This window comes from Opitutus sp. ER46 (genome assembly GCF_003054705.1).
Classification (GTDB): Bacteria; Verrucomicrobiota; Verrucomicrobiia; order Opitutales; family Opitutaceae; genus ER46.
This window is the reverse complement of the sequence record NZ_QAYX01000022.1, coordinates 1-13785: the sequence shown is the minus strand read 5'-3', so window position 1 is coordinate 13785 and position 13785 is coordinate 1. Positions and strand designations below refer to the sequence as shown.

13 protein-coding genes are annotated in these 13785 nt (G+C 65.7%); 7 read left to right on the top strand and 6 right to left on the bottom strand.

Annotated elements, in window-relative coordinates; genetic code table 11:
• Nucleotides 1–56: 56 nt before the first annotated feature.
• The 3 genes from DB354_RS10530 to DB354_RS10520 form a co-directional block, all read right to left on the bottom strand.
• Nucleotides 57–989, bottom strand: coding sequence for a cell envelope integrity protein TolA (locus tag DB354_RS10530; protein WP_107835592.1), 933 nt, complete (start codon nucleotides 987–989; stop codon nucleotides 57–59).
• A gap of 85 nt (nucleotides 990–1074) precedes the next feature.
• Nucleotides 1075–1512, bottom strand: coding sequence for a biopolymer transporter ExbD (locus tag DB354_RS10525; protein ID WP_107835591.1), 438 nt, complete (start codon nucleotides 1510–1512; stop codon nucleotides 1075–1077).
• Nucleotides 1513–1524: 12 nt separating this feature from the next.
• Entirely contained in the window at nucleotides 1525–2226 is a 702-nt protein-coding gene (locus tag DB354_RS10520; protein WP_107835590.1) for a MotA/TolQ/ExbB proton channel family protein, read from the bottom strand.
• Between the two features lie 123 nt (nucleotides 2227–2349).
• Between DB354_RS10520 and DB354_RS10515 the strand changes: the two genes are divergently transcribed.
• From DB354_RS10515 to DB354_RS10485, 7 genes are all read left to right on the top strand, one after another.
• Nucleotides 2350–3459 (top strand): PfkB family carbohydrate kinase, encoded by a 1110-nt coding sequence (locus DB354_RS10515; RefSeq protein ID WP_107836039.1) that lies wholly within the window; start codon nucleotides 2350–2352, stop codon nucleotides 3457–3459.
• 19 nt (nucleotides 3460–3478) lie between these two features.
• On the top strand, nucleotides 3479–4126 hold the full coding sequence (gene tmk, locus DB354_RS10510; protein ID WP_107835589.1) for a dTMP kinase: 648 nt from the start codon (nucleotides 3479–3481) through the stop codon (nucleotides 4124–4126).
• Between the two features lie 87 nt (nucleotides 4127–4213).
• The gene (locus tag DB354_RS10505) at nucleotides 4214–5203 is read left to right on the top strand and encodes a DNA polymerase III subunit gamma/tau (protein WP_107835588.1); all 990 of its coding nucleotides are present in this window, start codon (nucleotides 4214–4216) and stop codon (nucleotides 5201–5203) included.
• A 223-nt stretch (nucleotides 5204–5426) separates the two neighbouring features.
• On the top strand, nucleotides 5427–6335 hold the full coding sequence (locus DB354_RS10500; protein ID WP_107835587.1) for a DUF1573 domain-containing protein: 909 nt from the start codon (nucleotides 5427–5429) through the stop codon (nucleotides 6333–6335).
• A 295-nt stretch (nucleotides 6336–6630) separates the two neighbouring features.
• Nucleotides 6631–7671, top strand: a complete 1041-nt coding sequence (locus tag DB354_RS10495) for a thioredoxin-like domain-containing protein (protein ID WP_107835586.1) — start codon at nucleotides 6631–6633, stop codon at nucleotides 7669–7671.
• Between the two features lie 72 nt (nucleotides 7672–7743).
• On the top strand, nucleotides 7744–7956 hold the full coding sequence (locus DB354_RS10490; protein WP_107835585.1) for a hypothetical protein: 213 nt from the start codon (nucleotides 7744–7746) through the stop codon (nucleotides 7954–7956).
• A complete protein-coding gene (locus DB354_RS10485) occupies nucleotides 7949–8809 on the top strand; it encodes a hypothetical protein (RefSeq protein ID WP_146180188.1) in 861 nt (286 codons plus the stop codon). The genes DB354_RS10490 and DB354_RS10485 overlap by 8 nt, the downstream gene beginning before the upstream one ends.
• A 313-nt stretch (nucleotides 8810–9122) precedes the next feature.
• Here DB354_RS10485 and DB354_RS10480 read toward each other — a convergent pair whose 3' ends face one another.
• From DB354_RS10480 to metG, 3 genes are all read right to left on the bottom strand, one after another.
• Nucleotides 9123–9659, bottom strand: coding sequence for a hypothetical protein (locus tag DB354_RS10480; protein ID WP_146180187.1), 537 nt, complete (start codon nucleotides 9657–9659; stop codon nucleotides 9123–9125).
• Nucleotides 9660–10196: 537 nt separating this feature from the next.
• Complete coding sequence (locus tag DB354_RS10475) at nucleotides 10197–11627, bottom strand: isochorismate synthase (protein WP_107835582.1); 1431 nt, start codon at nucleotides 11625–11627, stop codon at nucleotides 10197–10199.
• A gap of 179 nt (nucleotides 11628–11806) precedes the next feature.
• Complete coding sequence (metG, locus tag DB354_RS10470) at nucleotides 11807–13441, bottom strand: methionine--tRNA ligase (protein WP_233256608.1); 1635 nt, start codon at nucleotides 13439–13441, stop codon at nucleotides 11807–11809.
• Nucleotides 13442–13785 lie beyond the last annotated feature (344 nt).

Genomic DNA, 13785 nt, shown 5'->3' with positions numbered 1-13785 from the left:
TCGCGTGTGCGAGGTCGTGAAAAATCATTCTTCCCGCGCCGAAGGCAAGGCCTTTTTTAACCTCCTCCGGCATCCTTGGTGCGAAACGTCAATTCGAGCTCCTCCGTGCGCTTCTCCGGATGCTCCGGCATGGTCACGCGCCCGAAGGCCGCGATGACCGCGCGATCGAACTCGTCGCTGCCCGAAGACTTGATCACGCGCGCACCCGACAGTCGGCCGCTCGCCGAAATCGTCACGACCACCTCAACCTCCAGGTCGTCGCTGACGCCCGGCGGCTTCTCGAGCGCGTTGAGCACGCGCTGCTTCAGCATGGCGAAGTAACGGTCGGTCAAGGCCCCGCCGTTGGACGTCAGCGCCTTGCCGCCAGCGCCACCAATCTTGTTGTTCGCCGAGCCGCCGATAACGCCCTTGGCAATGCCTTCGGTGTCGATGTGCGAAACCTTGCCGGAGCCGCTGCCCGACTTTTTGGCCGACGCCGCCTTGGCCGACTTCTCGCGCTGCATCCGGTCGAACTCCTCCTTCTTGAGCCGCTTGGCCTCCTCGGCGCGCTGCTTGGCGACCTCCTTCTTCGCCTTCGCATCGGCTGCCCAAACTTTGCGCAATAGCTGTTTCTTGAAGTTGGGCACTGTCTCCGTCGGTTTCGGCGTCGGCGCCTTTTCCTTCGGGGCAGGAGTGACTTTGGGCGTCGGTGCCGGCTCGACCACGGGCGCGGGTGGCACCGGTGCGACCTCGACCGGCGCAGGCTCGGGCTCCGGCGCCGCCTTCGGAGTGGGCATCGGCTGGACGTCGATTTTCAGTCCGCCGGGCGTGCCCAGTTTCGGCGCTTCGGTCGCGGCAAAGTTATCGCCCTCACCCGCCACCAGCTCGAGCACCTGCGGCGGCTTCTTCAGCCGCTGGTCCGTCATCATCGCGAAGAACACCGCCACGCCGATGATCAGCGCGTGGAACGTCGCGGAGAGGAGGAATGCGCCTGGAGAGCGTGCGGTCATGGTTGCTCAGCGCGGCTGACCGCGGCCGAAGCCGAGGCTAAACGCAGCACGACGCGTTTTCTTGGCCCGGAGCATGACGGTGGGATCAGTCCTGCGACTGCGCGTCGATCGTGAAACGCGTCAGACCCGCCTTCTGCACTTCGTTGAAGAGCTCGGCGACCTTCTGGTACGGCACGCGGCTGTCACCCCGGATCCGGATCACCGGCGGTTTCGACTGCAGCGCATAGGCGCGCAACTGGCTGCGCAGCTCGGCCATCCCGATCGGCGCGTTCTTGTTCTCGATGTAGAAACGACCCTGTGCATCGACGCCGACGGCCATGAACACATCGTTGGGATCGCTCTTCTGCTCGGGCGCCTTCGACACCTCGGGCAGGTTCACCGGGATCGTCTGCTCCTTCTGGATCGTCGGATTCGCCACGATCATGAAGATGATCAGCAGCATGAACCCGAGATCGATCAGGTTCGTGACGTTCAGGTCCGCTATTGGCTGGACCGACCGCGTGCGGCGAAAATTGCGGGCCATGGAGATCGCGCGTTAGTGCGTTTCCAGTTCGATCCGATCCGCCAGCGAACTGGAGTAGTTCTCGAGCTCCATGATCATCGCCTTCGTGTGGCCCAACAGCAGGTTGTAGCCGAACACGGACGGAATCGCCACGATCAGGCCCGCGATGGTCGCGAGCATGGCGCCCGACACCCCAGGCGCGAGCTGGGTGATGCCGGCGCTCTGCTGGCCGGCCACCGAGCTGAACGCCTCCATCACGCCCCAGACCGTGCCGAGCAGGCCGACGAACGGCGCGCCCGAGACGATCGAGGCCAGAAAGATCATCGAGGATTCGTACCGCAGCGTCTGCCGCGAGAGCGCGCGCTGAATGGCGTTCTCGGCGTGCTCGACCCGGGCGCGGGGGTTCGAAAGCCCCTGCTCCTTCTCGATCGCCGCCGCGCGCCAGTACCCCTCGACCGCGTCAGCAAACACGTCCGCATACGGGATCGCGCGCTTGTTGCGGAAGGACTCCGGCAGGTCCAGCAGCGAGCGCTGGTCCTGCAGATGCGACTCGAAGCTGTAGTTCAGCATGCGCAGTCGCTTCAGTTCGAAGTACTTTCCGAACATCACCGTCCAGGCGAAGAGGCTCGCGACCCCAAGGCCGAGAACGATGGTTTTATCAATGGTGCCGCAGCGTTCGAAGATCTCGACGATGTTGGCAGCCAGGAAGACGGAAGCGAAAGGCAGCGCAGGCATGGGCAATGCGCGCAACAGTTGGCCGGTTTGGCGCGGCCGATCAACGGAAATGAGGCCTCCGCAACCAACCTGCTGATTCTGGTTGCTGTCGTCGGTTGCGGATTTTTGCTCGGGCCTCCCCTCATGTTCCGCCAAACCACGCTCCAACAACTCGCTGCGCGTCGTGAACACATCGGCGCCCGCAGCGCGCTCCTGGGTTTCGACGGCTTCGTCGACACGATCGTCACCCCCGTCCGGTTGCGGAATGGCCAGGGCGAAAACTTCGAGCCCATCGCCACGATCACCGAGTTCGGCCAGCGCATCCTCGGCGCCGCCGGCAAGAGCACCAACCTCGAGCTGTTCCCGCGCATCGAAAAGCTCGGCGGCAACGGCCCGATCATGGCCAACTCGCTCCTCGCCTCCGGCGCCCGCGTGACCTACGTCGGCGCTCTCGGCCGCGACCAGGTTCACCCGGTCTTCGGTCCCATGGCCGCCCGCGCCCGCGCGTTCACCCTTTGCGCTCCGGCGCACACCACCGCGGTCGAGTTCGGCGACGGCAAACTCATGCTCGGCATGATGCGAAGCTTCGACGAGATCACCTACGACCGCATCGTCGAGGTGATGGGCACCGCCGCCTTCGAGGCCGAACTTGCCGGCGCCCACCTCGTGGGCCTCGTCAACTGGACGATGATTCCCAACATGACCGCGATCTTCACCGAGCTCGTGGATCGCGTCCTGCCGCGCCTACCCGCCAGCCCCGAGCGCGTGTTCTTCTTCGACCTCGCGGATCCGGAAAAGCGCTCCGTCGCCGATCTCAAGCAGGCCCTCGCCGTGATCGCCCGCTTCGGCCAGTTCGGCCGCGTCACCCTCGGCCTGAACCTCAAGGAGGCCCAGCAGGTCGCCGCCGCCGTTGGGTGCCAGGCTCCGGGCGTCGACGAAGCCAGCCTGCGCGCCGCCTGCACCACCCTCCGCGCGCGGCTCGAGGTCGCCACGGTCGTTATCCACCCGCGCGAGTCCGCCGCCTGCGCCACCGCCGAGGGCGCCTGGTGGGTCCCCGGCCCCTACACCGCCACGCCGAAGATCACCACGGGCGCCGGCGACCACTTCAACGCCGGCTTCTCCACCGGCCAGCTCCTCGGCCTGTCACCCGAGGCATGCCTCGGCGTAGGCGTCTGCACGAGCGGCCATTACGTGCGTACCGGGGAAAGCCCGAGTCTCGCTGCCGTCGAAACCTTCCTCGCCAACTGGCGCTAATTTCTCCATGCTCCCATCCATGCCTCTGAAACAGAAACCGACCGGCAAATTGATCTCGTTCGAGGGATCTGAGGGCGCCGGAAAGTCCACCCAGATCGCGCGTCTCGCGGCCCGCCTCCAGAAGGCAAATCGCGAAGTGCTCACGACCCGCGAGCCGGGTGGCACCGAGATCGGCGAACAGATCCGCAACATCATCGTCCACAATTCCAAGGGCGACGAGATGTGCGCCGAGACCGAACTCCTGCTCTTCACCGCCGCCCGCGCCCAACTCGTGCGCGAGGTCATCGTGCCCGCCCTCACCCGCGGCGCGATCGTGCTCACCGACCGGTATCTGGATTCCTCCACCGTGTACCAGGGCATCGGCCGCAACCTGGCCTCCGATCCCGTCGCCCAGATCAACCGCTTCGCCGTCGGCAATGTCATGCCCGACCTCACGATCGTGCTCGACGTCCCCGAGGAGGTCAGCATCGCCCGCCTGAAGCAGCGCGCCTCCGATCTGCCGGACCGCATGGAGCGCGAGAACATCGATTTCTACAAGAAGGTGCGCGAGGGCTATCTCGTGCTCGCCAAGGGCATGCCGGAACGCTTCGTCGTCGTCGACGGCACCAAGACGCCCGAGATCATCGAGAAGAAGATCTGGAGCACCATCGAGGAGCGGCTCAAGTAGCCCGCCCCGCAGGTCCGCGCGGCACGAGGGGGCGGTTCTTTTCCACCCCTTCTCGCCGTCGCTGCTCCTGCGCCCATCCCACCGTCCATGTCCCCCGTCGCTCCCTGGCCCGAAGCCCTCGTCGGCACCCCGGCAATCGTCGTCATTGAGCAGGCCATCGCCCGCCAGCGGCTGTCACACAGCGTCCTGCTGCACGGCGACGACCATGACACGCTCGCCGCCATCGCCCTCGCGATCGCCGACCGGTTGCTCAACGTGACGATCGATCCGCAGACCGGAGCCCAAACGCGCCGCGGCGAGGGGAGCTTCGCCCCCGAGCAGCACCCCGACTGCTTCTTCCTGCGGCCCGCCGGCAAGATGCGGCAGATCTCGGCCGACGCCACCCGCGCGCTGATCAACAAGATCCAGGTCTCGCCCGCCGTCGCCCCGCGCAAGGTCGCCATCATCCACGAGGTGGATCGGATGCACCTCACCGCCGCCAACGTCTTCCTCAAGACCCTCGAGGAGCCGCCGGCGCACACCACCCTGCTGCTCCTCACGACGCGCCCGTACGCGCTCCTGCCCACGATCCGCAGCCGCGTGCTCCATTTCCGTTTTCCCTCGCTCGCCGCGACCATGAACGCCGACGGCTGGGCGCCGTGGCGCGACGACTACCGCGCCTGGCTTGGCCGGCTCTGCGACGCCGCCGCGAGCGACAAGCACGTCATCGCCGACCACGTATTCACGGCCTATGGACTCGTCGCCCGGTTCGCCGCCGTCCTCGAGGCCGCCACGACTGCCGTCTGGGAACAGCAGAAGGAGAAGCTCCCCGCCGATCTGAGCGACGACGAACAGGTCGCGATCGAGACCGGCATCGCCAACGGCCTCCGCGCCCGCCTCTTCGCCGAGATCGAGCTCTCCACCCGCGAGTTCGCGCTGCCGCGGCTCAACGCCGGTGATGAAACCGCCCGCCGCGCGATCGCCGCCGCCGTCGAGGAACTCGAACACGACGTGAGCCTCCTCCGGCTCAACCTCAACGAGTCCGCCGCGCTCGAAAAGTTTCTACTCTCCTCCCTCCGCATTTGGACCCGCCGCTGACCGGCGGCGGCGCCGGCGGAGTTGAAAGTCGCAGGTTGGAAAGTTTCAGGTTGTCAAACTTCAGGGCCGGCACACCGCCAAGTTGGGCAGGTTCCAGGTTGGGAAACCGCCACGTTGACAGGTTCCAAGTTCACAAGTTGGCAAGTTGAGGTCCGGCCGGGTCCTCCCCAAATCGTTCTCATTCTCGTAATTGTTCTCTCGGGACTCCGTCTCTCCGCCCTCCATGGCTCGCCCAACCTGCCACTTTCCAACTTTCAAACCTGCAACCGCCGCATCGGCGTACCTGCCACTTTCCAACCTGCACGTGCCCCGCCTCGCGCCGCACCTCTCGCTGCGCGGCCTAGCGTGCGCCTGTATCGCGTTCTTCGTGACGCTTCTGCCCGCCGACGCCCCCGCCGCGTCCGAGCCTGCCGTGCCCGCCCCGGCCGCCGGCGCGGTCTCTTCCACACCGCATCCGCTGGTCTGGGACGCCATGGAGCAGGTGCTCACCCTCGCCCCGGGCCAGACGACCGCTGATTTCCAGTTCACCGTCGTGAACGCCAGCGACGCCGTCGTGACGATCCGCGAGGTTCGCCCGACTTGCCATTGCACCGTCCCCAGTCTGCCCGCGCTGCCATGGCGGCTCGAACCTGGCGCCAGCGGCTCCTTCTCCGGCGAGCTGAACGTTCGCGGCATGGACGGTAAAGTCACCAAAGCCATCTACGTCGATTCCACCGCCGGCACGCAGGTGCTGCGCGTCACCGCCACCATTCCCGTGGTCGAGGAAGCCGCCCGTCGCCGCCACCGCGAGATCGCCCGCGCCGACCGCCAGGCCGTGTTCCGCGGCGACTGTGTCTCCTGCCACGTCACGCCCGCCACCGGCCTCTCCGGCGGCCAACTCTTCCTCGCCGCGTGCGGCGTGTGCCACTTCGCCACCCGCCGCGATCCCGCCGTTCCCGATCTCCTCACCGCCCGCCAGCACCGCGATGACGCGTACTGGCGCCGCTGGATCACCGAGGGCAGGCCCGGCACGATGATGCCCGGCTGGTCAAAGGCCCAAGGTGGCCCCCTCACCGACGAGCAAATCGAGTCCCTCATCCAGTTCGCGCTCCGCACGCTGCCGACGGCACCGCGCGTGGAAGACAAAGGCTGAAGGACTGAACGCGGAAAGCTGAAGCCGGCGGGCGGAGGTCAGAGGCAGAGGCCGGAAGCCTGAGGCCAGAAGCCAGAAGCAGTGTCAGCAATCAGACCCGACCTTGGAGGCCCCAGAGCTGGGAAGTCAGAGCCCGCGTAGCGCGGCCAATCCACCGAGTGTCGTCCGCGGAGACGGCAGGAGCCCTGCAAAATTCTACATTCTGCATTCTTCCTTCTCCATCAGGCCGCGCGGCGGCTGCAGCGCGGCCGAAACACGGCTTGTCGCTCGGCGGCGAAAATCCATCGTCGCTGCCATGAAGCACATTGCTCTCCTGCTCCTGCTCGCGGTCAGCGCCGGCGCCGCCACCACCGAGACTTGGCAAACGCGCACGGATGGGACCGTGAAGGGTCAACTCGCCGGCATCTATGGCCGCGTCGCCCTCTTCGCCGACGCGAAAGACAATCTGCTGATTCCGCTCGATGAGCTGGCAGAGGCCGAGGTCCCCCGCGTGGCAACGTACATTGCGGCGCACCCGCCGCAGACCGTCAGCTGGGCGGACTCGCAGTCCCGGGTGGCAGCGACCTTGAAAGGCAAGCTCGCCGTGCTCGCCGGCGAGAGGCTCGTGGATTTCGAACCGGGCAATCGCGTGGAACCCGAGTTCTACCTCATCTATTTCGGCGCTCACTGGTGCGGCCCCTGCCGGCAATTCAGTCCCGACTTCGTGCGCCAATACCACGCACTCAAACAATCCATTCCCGACCTGTTCGAGGTCATCTTCGTGAGCAGCGACGAGACGGACAAAGACCAGCTGACCTACATGCGGGAGGCCAAAATGCCGTGGCCGGCCGTGAAGTTCCGGCGCCTCGAGTCCGTCGCTGCCATCGAACGCTGGGCCGGCCCAGGTATCCCCTGCGTGGTGCTGCTCAATCGGGACGGCGAGATGCTGTTCCACAGCTATAAAGGCGAGACCTATGTCGGGCCGCAGAAGGTGCTGGATTCGTTCGTGATCCTGGCGCGAAGCATGGCCAACGCCGCCGAGAACCAGCGCTCGATGCACCGCTTCGCCGTGTACAACCACGTGCAGGGTGCCGCAGGCGGCAACGCGAGCCCGAAGCCCTATGCGATGGGTCTGAACCTGGACGAGTACCAGACGCTCGAAGCCAGCACGCTGACCGCCACCCTGCAGGTGGATGCCGCCGGCCGGGTCACGGATGCCAGCTTCGCCCCGCCCCAAGGCGCAGTGATCAACCAGAAGCTGGTCGATGACACTTCCCGCTGGCTCTTTCTCCCGAGGGTGAAGAACGGCGTCGCGGTCGCGACCCGCCTGCAGGTTCCGCTGGCAATCCACCGCTGAGGATCTGGTTGCCAGCAAAGCTGACCGAACCCGGTTGCGCCGCCGCGGCCTGCACCCGTTCGGCCCCTCGTTGTGTCCGCGTGCTCCGACGGAATTCTCGGGACGATCTTCGGATTTGATATTATCCAAACACCCGACGACGACCTGTCGCGCTTCGACGAACAGTACGCCAAGCAGGCGGAACTGAACGAACTGTACCACAACTCCCATGATCAGCCGGATGACGATTATGATTACTGGGACTACGACCTCTGGGACTGGAGTGAGCCGTACGAGTATGAGTGATGCGACCGCTCCGACGCGTGGGCTGCACGCCGCTCTACAGCTGTGGCTGGCGCTGTTGTCAGCCATGCTCTGCGGCGCGTGCGCCCCGATTCCCGTCCGCGGACCCGCCGCCACGCTGTACCAGACCGAACCGGGTTACGCGGTGCTGCTGCACTGGGAAGGCGTGCACCTCAACGCGTACGCCGACGAGAAGATCGGTCCGCTCGGCAAGTACCAGAAGCAGAGCTGGGTGTACCTGCGGAAGCACGATCGCCGGGTGACGGCCGACGAGCGGGACTGGATTCCCTACGCGTCCGACGGCGACGACATGTGGATTATCCCACAGTACCCGTTCACGGGAACACTGCTCCTTGCGGCCGATCACGCCCAAGTCCGGGTCGCATTCCCGGGCGACAACTACCTGATGGGAGATTTCAACGGCGACATCGCTGTCGACGAATTCAGCTCGTGCCTGGGTGCAGCGATCAACGACCGCTACCGCCAGTTCGATTACCAGCCCTACGCGGAAATCTTGCGCGCGGTGCAGAGCAACGAGGTCGTCCGGGATGGGAATGGCCACGAGGTTCCCCTCAGCGACCTGGCGATTTCGTACGTCGAGGAAGCGTACCGCTGGTACATCAAACCCAACGAGCGGTTCATCCAGAAGGGAGGCTGGCCCAAGGCCGGAGAGCACGGCGTGGTCTTTTTGCCGCACCGGTTCCGCGGTCTGCCGCCGGGCCATGACTATGTTGGCGTGGTCAAGCGGGTGTACCGCTTCTCGCCCGAACAGACCCGCGAATGCCGTTCATGGATCGAGGCGAACCTTGGCCCCGACAAGCGCCGCCTGGACGTGCCGTGGATCAGGCAGGAATAGGCGACCGCGAACACAACCGCCTCGAGCCACCCCCAGGCCGGCGTGGACTAGCCGCCCTCTGCCGGCCGCCCAGCCCGTCCGCCGGAGCCCGTTCCAGAGGGCCATCGCTTACCTTTCACCTTTCCGACGCAGCCGCGGCCCACGCCGCCTTATCTTTGGCCGCTGCGCAAATGCTGATCGCCACTGACGCCGGCCGAATGCCCCCCGCGTTGCACGACCGCCCCCTCTTTGCGCGAACACGAAGAGACCGTGAGGCGTGAGGATCGGCCCCCGACGAAGGATAAAGGTATGCGATCACCCCGGTAGGCGTGGTTCATTGCGCTGCAATTCCATACGCCTTCGCGATCTCGCGCGCGACGCCACAGTAGGGGCCCACCACGGTTCGTCCGTCAGGGGCAGTGAACACTTCCCAGCCGCCCCATCCCGCCGAGTGCCCCTCTGCATCTACGTCCCAGACAACCCGGTTTGACATATATTGCTTCTTCCCGGTCCCGGCCTGGGGCGAGGTGGGTTGAACCTCAAAAGTCTGCGGCACCTTGCCGAACGAATCAAAGAGAGCCGTGATATCCGCGGAGGCCTCCTTTACTATCCTCGAATAGTTTTCAGGGGAGACTTTCCCTCGAATCTTCGCGAACAACATTTCCCGGAATCTCTGCCCCACTTCGGCATACGCAGGAATCACCAGTTTCAGAGTCGTACCATCGAAGGACGCGCGTTGAATAAGCGTAGCCTCCCACTCGCCTTTGATTTCAAGAAACCTGGAGATAGTCGCTGCAAAGGCTTCTTTCTCGGCGTATGGAAACTCACCTCCCAATTTCTCAAGTATTGAATATCCTGAGAAGCTGTACATCCGCAGTTCCGACGTATCCGTAGCGGCTGCGCCTTGCCGCCGCTGTACGAGTTCATCGATGGTTGTAGCGGTGGGCTTGCCTGACGGGGTTTGTCGGCTTGAAATTACCGCAACCGATGGAGCCTTCGCAGCAGGGATAATCTTGGACGCCCTATGCGCGTATAGCCACCAAATGGCCGCGCCCACGCATGCTGCGATAACCAGTCCGCTAGCCACGATTGATCTCATTGCCTTCAGCACCGTTAGGAAACCCTGCCGGGTCTATGACAGATGTAAAGGTCGATGCCGCGAAAGGTGAAAGGCAGCGGATGTGACTCTATCCAATTATATCAAATGCTTCCTAGACACTTCGCTTCAGCGAAGAGCCAAAGAAATCGATCATCCCAACTTTCTTCACTGGCAGCTGACTTCCCCCTGGCCCGCGACAGCCCACGTCCGCCTCTTCCCTTCGTCCTAGGCTGCAGCGCCGCCCCCCGCAGAATTCTACATTCTGCATTCTTAATTCTCCATTAGGCCGCCGCGGCGCGCGGCTGCCGTTTACGTCAGCCCGAAGGCGTCGAGCATGGCGCGGAATTTCAGGTCGGTCTCGGCGTATTCCTTTTCCGGAGTCGAGCCGGCCACGATGCCCGCGCCGGCATAGACCCGGGCATGCGGGCCCTCGACCAGGGCGGACCGAATGCCAACGAAAAACTCCCCGCCGCCGCGCGCGTTCATCCAGCCCAGCGCGCCGGCGTACAGGCCCCGCGGAAAACCCTCCAGCTCGCGGATGAGCGGCACCGCCACGGGTCGCGGGTTGCCGCCGACGGCCGGCGTCGGGTGCATCGCCGCCACCACGTCGAGCAACCGCACCTGCGTCGGCAGCTCGGCGCGGATCGGTGTCTGCAAATGCTGCACGTTCGCCAGCCGCCGCACTTGCGGCTGCGCCGGAAAGGTCGGCTTCAATCCCAGCGCGCTCAGCCGCGCCACGATGTCGTCGAGCACCTGGCGCTGCTCGCGCAGGTCCTTCTCGCTCCGCGCCAGCGCCGCCCCGAGCGCGGCGTCTTCCGTCGCGGTCTGCCCGCGCGCCGCCGAGCCCGCGAGCGCCTCGGTCTCGAGCACACCCTGACTCACGCGCACCAGGCGCTCCGGCGTGGCGCCGATGAAGCTCGGGCCGCGGCCGTTCGTGAACGAAAACGCATAGCAGTCCGGGAATCGCTGCCGCAGGCCGTTCAGCATCTCCAGCGGGTGAAACGGCTGGTCGGCCTCCACGTCGCGCGCGCGCGCCAGCACGATCTTGTTCAACCCACCGGCCTCGATCCTCGTCAGAGCCTTCGCCACCGCCGCCCGGTAATCGCCCACCTCTGTGCTCTGCCGCGCACTGCGCGACCGCGATCGCACCGTCGCGCCGGCCGGACTCGGAGCCGCGTAGTCGAAGCGGCGAAACTTGCCGTGCGCCCGCCAGACCCGCTCGGTCAGCGGATCGATCGCCTCGTCGGGCCCGACCACGAGATTCGCCACCGCGGTCGTCGTCGCCCCTGCGAGCGAGACCTGCCAGCGCGGCACGAACACCGATGCCGGTCCGAACGGCTGGCCCGGCTCCGCGTCGTCCGCAAAGCCAAACCCAGCGAAGAAATGCGGCCCGCCAAACGGCGCGTCGACGTCGCCGACCGCGATCGTGTGCTCCAGCGTTTCGGTCACCCAGCGCTGCACGGTCGCGAAGCGCTCGGGTCCCGCGGCCTCGCAACGGAGCGCAACCTCGGCGCCGGCGATGGCCGTCTCGGTCGAGGGACGCTCGGCGTAGAAGTGCGGCTCGGTGGACTCGAAGATCGACTCCAGCACCGCCAGCGGATCCAGCGCCTCGACCGCCAGCGAGATACTCACCAACTGCGGCCGGCCGGCCCGGCGCGCCGCCTCCCGGCACTGCGCGAGAAACGCGCGCAGCGCGTCGGGCGACGCGTTGTCGGCCGGATGCAGCGGCAGGATCTTCATGGGTGCGTCGCCGCCGAACCCAGTCCGCGGCGCGCAGGTGACCCACGACTCACACGGCGAGCCGCCGAGCGACGAACATTAGTCCGCATTCCGCGGCTGATCGTCGACGCTGCGCCCGATCCTTCGTGTCCCTTCGTGTCCATTCGTGGTTCACCCTCGTGGCCGCGGATCGTCTCGGCTCAGCGCCCCGCCGTCGGCGCGGCGCCGGTGTCAGGTTTGCCAGGCTTGGGCGGCTTCGGGGCTTTCGCCTTGGGCGCCGCCGGCTTCGCGCCGGCGGCCGGCGCGGGCGTGGCGGGCGGCGTGGGACGCGGGAAGAGCACGAGCGCGGCCTCGACCTTGGCGCCGTTGAGCTTGGCGCCCCAGACGAGTTCGTCCTGCCAACGCGCGCCCGGGGTGTAGCCGAGCACGGCGTTGATCTTCTGTGTGGCCGTCGGCGTCACGTGCTGCATCACCGCGACCGCCAGCCGAAGCGCCTCGGCCATGGTGGCGAGGGAGGTGCGCAACAAAGCCTGATCCTTTGCCTCAGCCGACTTGCCGAGCTTCCACGGCGCGCGCTTCTCGACGTACGCATTGGTCTCGGTGAGGAACGCCATCGTGCGCTCCAGCGCGGTGTGGAACTGGAAGCCTTCGCAAAGAGTGATGACCTCCTCGCGCGTCTTCGCCCAGAGTTCCTGGAGCGAGCGTTCGAGGTCCTCGGTGATCTCCGCCGCCGGCAGCACGCCGCCCGCGAAACGGGTGGTCATGTTGAGCGTGCGGTTCACGAGGTTGCCGAGGTTGTTCGCGAGCTCGCTGTTGTAGCGCACGAGGAACTGCTCGCGCGTGAACTCGCTATCCTGGCCGACGTTCATCTCGCGGATCAGGAAGTAGCGGAAGGCATCGGCGCCGAACTCGTCGACCAGGTCGAGCGGGTTGAGCGCGTTGCCCGTGCTCTTGGACATCTTGGCGCCGCTCTGCAGCCACCAGCCGTGCGCGATGATGCCCTCGGGCAGCGGGATGCCGGCCGCGTGCAGCATGATCGGCCAGTACACGGCGTGCGGCGGGACGAGGATGTCCTTGCCGATGACGTGGTAGGTCGCGGGCCAGACCCCCGGCTTGTCGGCCACCGCCGAGTAGTAGTTCAGCAGCGCGTCGAACCACACGTAGGTCACGTAGCCCTCGTCGAACGGCAGCGGGATGCCCCACTCCAGCCGCTCGCGCGGCCGCGAGATGCAGAGGTCGTTGAGCGGCTCCTTGAGGAACTCGAGCACCTGCTTCTGCCGGTAGCGCGGGAAGACGAAGTTCTCGTTCTTCGTCAGGAACTCGACGAGCCATTCCTGGTAATTCCGCAGCTTGAAGAAGTAGTTCGACTCCGTGATCTCGGTCACTTCGCCGTAGATCTCGGGCCACGCGCCGCCCGGCAGCCGGTCCTTCTCCTGCAGGAACTGCTCCTGCCGCGTGGAGTAGAACCCCTTGTACTCGGCCTTGTAGATCTCGCCCTTGTCGAAGAGCTGCTGAAGCACCTGGCGGACGACCGTCTTGTGCCGCTCCTCGGTGGTGCGGATGAAGTCGTCGTTCGAGATTTCGAGCCGCGTGATGAGCTTGCGGAACTCCGCGCTCACCTGATCGGCGAACTGCTGCGGCTCGATGCCGAGCTTGCGGGCGCTCGCCTGGACCTTCTGGCCGTGCTCGTCGGTGCCGGTGAGGTAATGCACCTGGTCGCCCATCTGCCGCCGGAACCGGGCGATGACATCGGTCAGCACCTTCTCATAGGCATGGCCCAGGTGCGGCGAACCGTTCACGTAGTCGATGGCGGTGGTGATGTAGAACCTCTTCATGATGCGAGCCCGCCAAGAAAGCGCGCCCCCGGGAAAATGTCGAGGCGTGGCTCCGCGGGCCCCTGGCCGGGGCCCGCCGCCTCTTCCTCTTACTCTTTCTCTTCCTCTTACTCTCCGGATTGAGGGATTGAGCAGTCTTCGCTCCGCGCAGTTTTCGCTCCGCGAAAACTGAAGTGGGGACAATCCTCGCAGCACCGCAGGGCACTGCACACGTCGGTCTGGGCTCGGGCGCCAATGGCACCCGGCCGGGGTTTGAGAGAAAGAGAAAGAGGAAGAGTAAGCCGAAACGATGCGGTTGAAAGGGAGCCACCGTCTGAGAAGTGATTGGGGTTGAATGAAAAAGA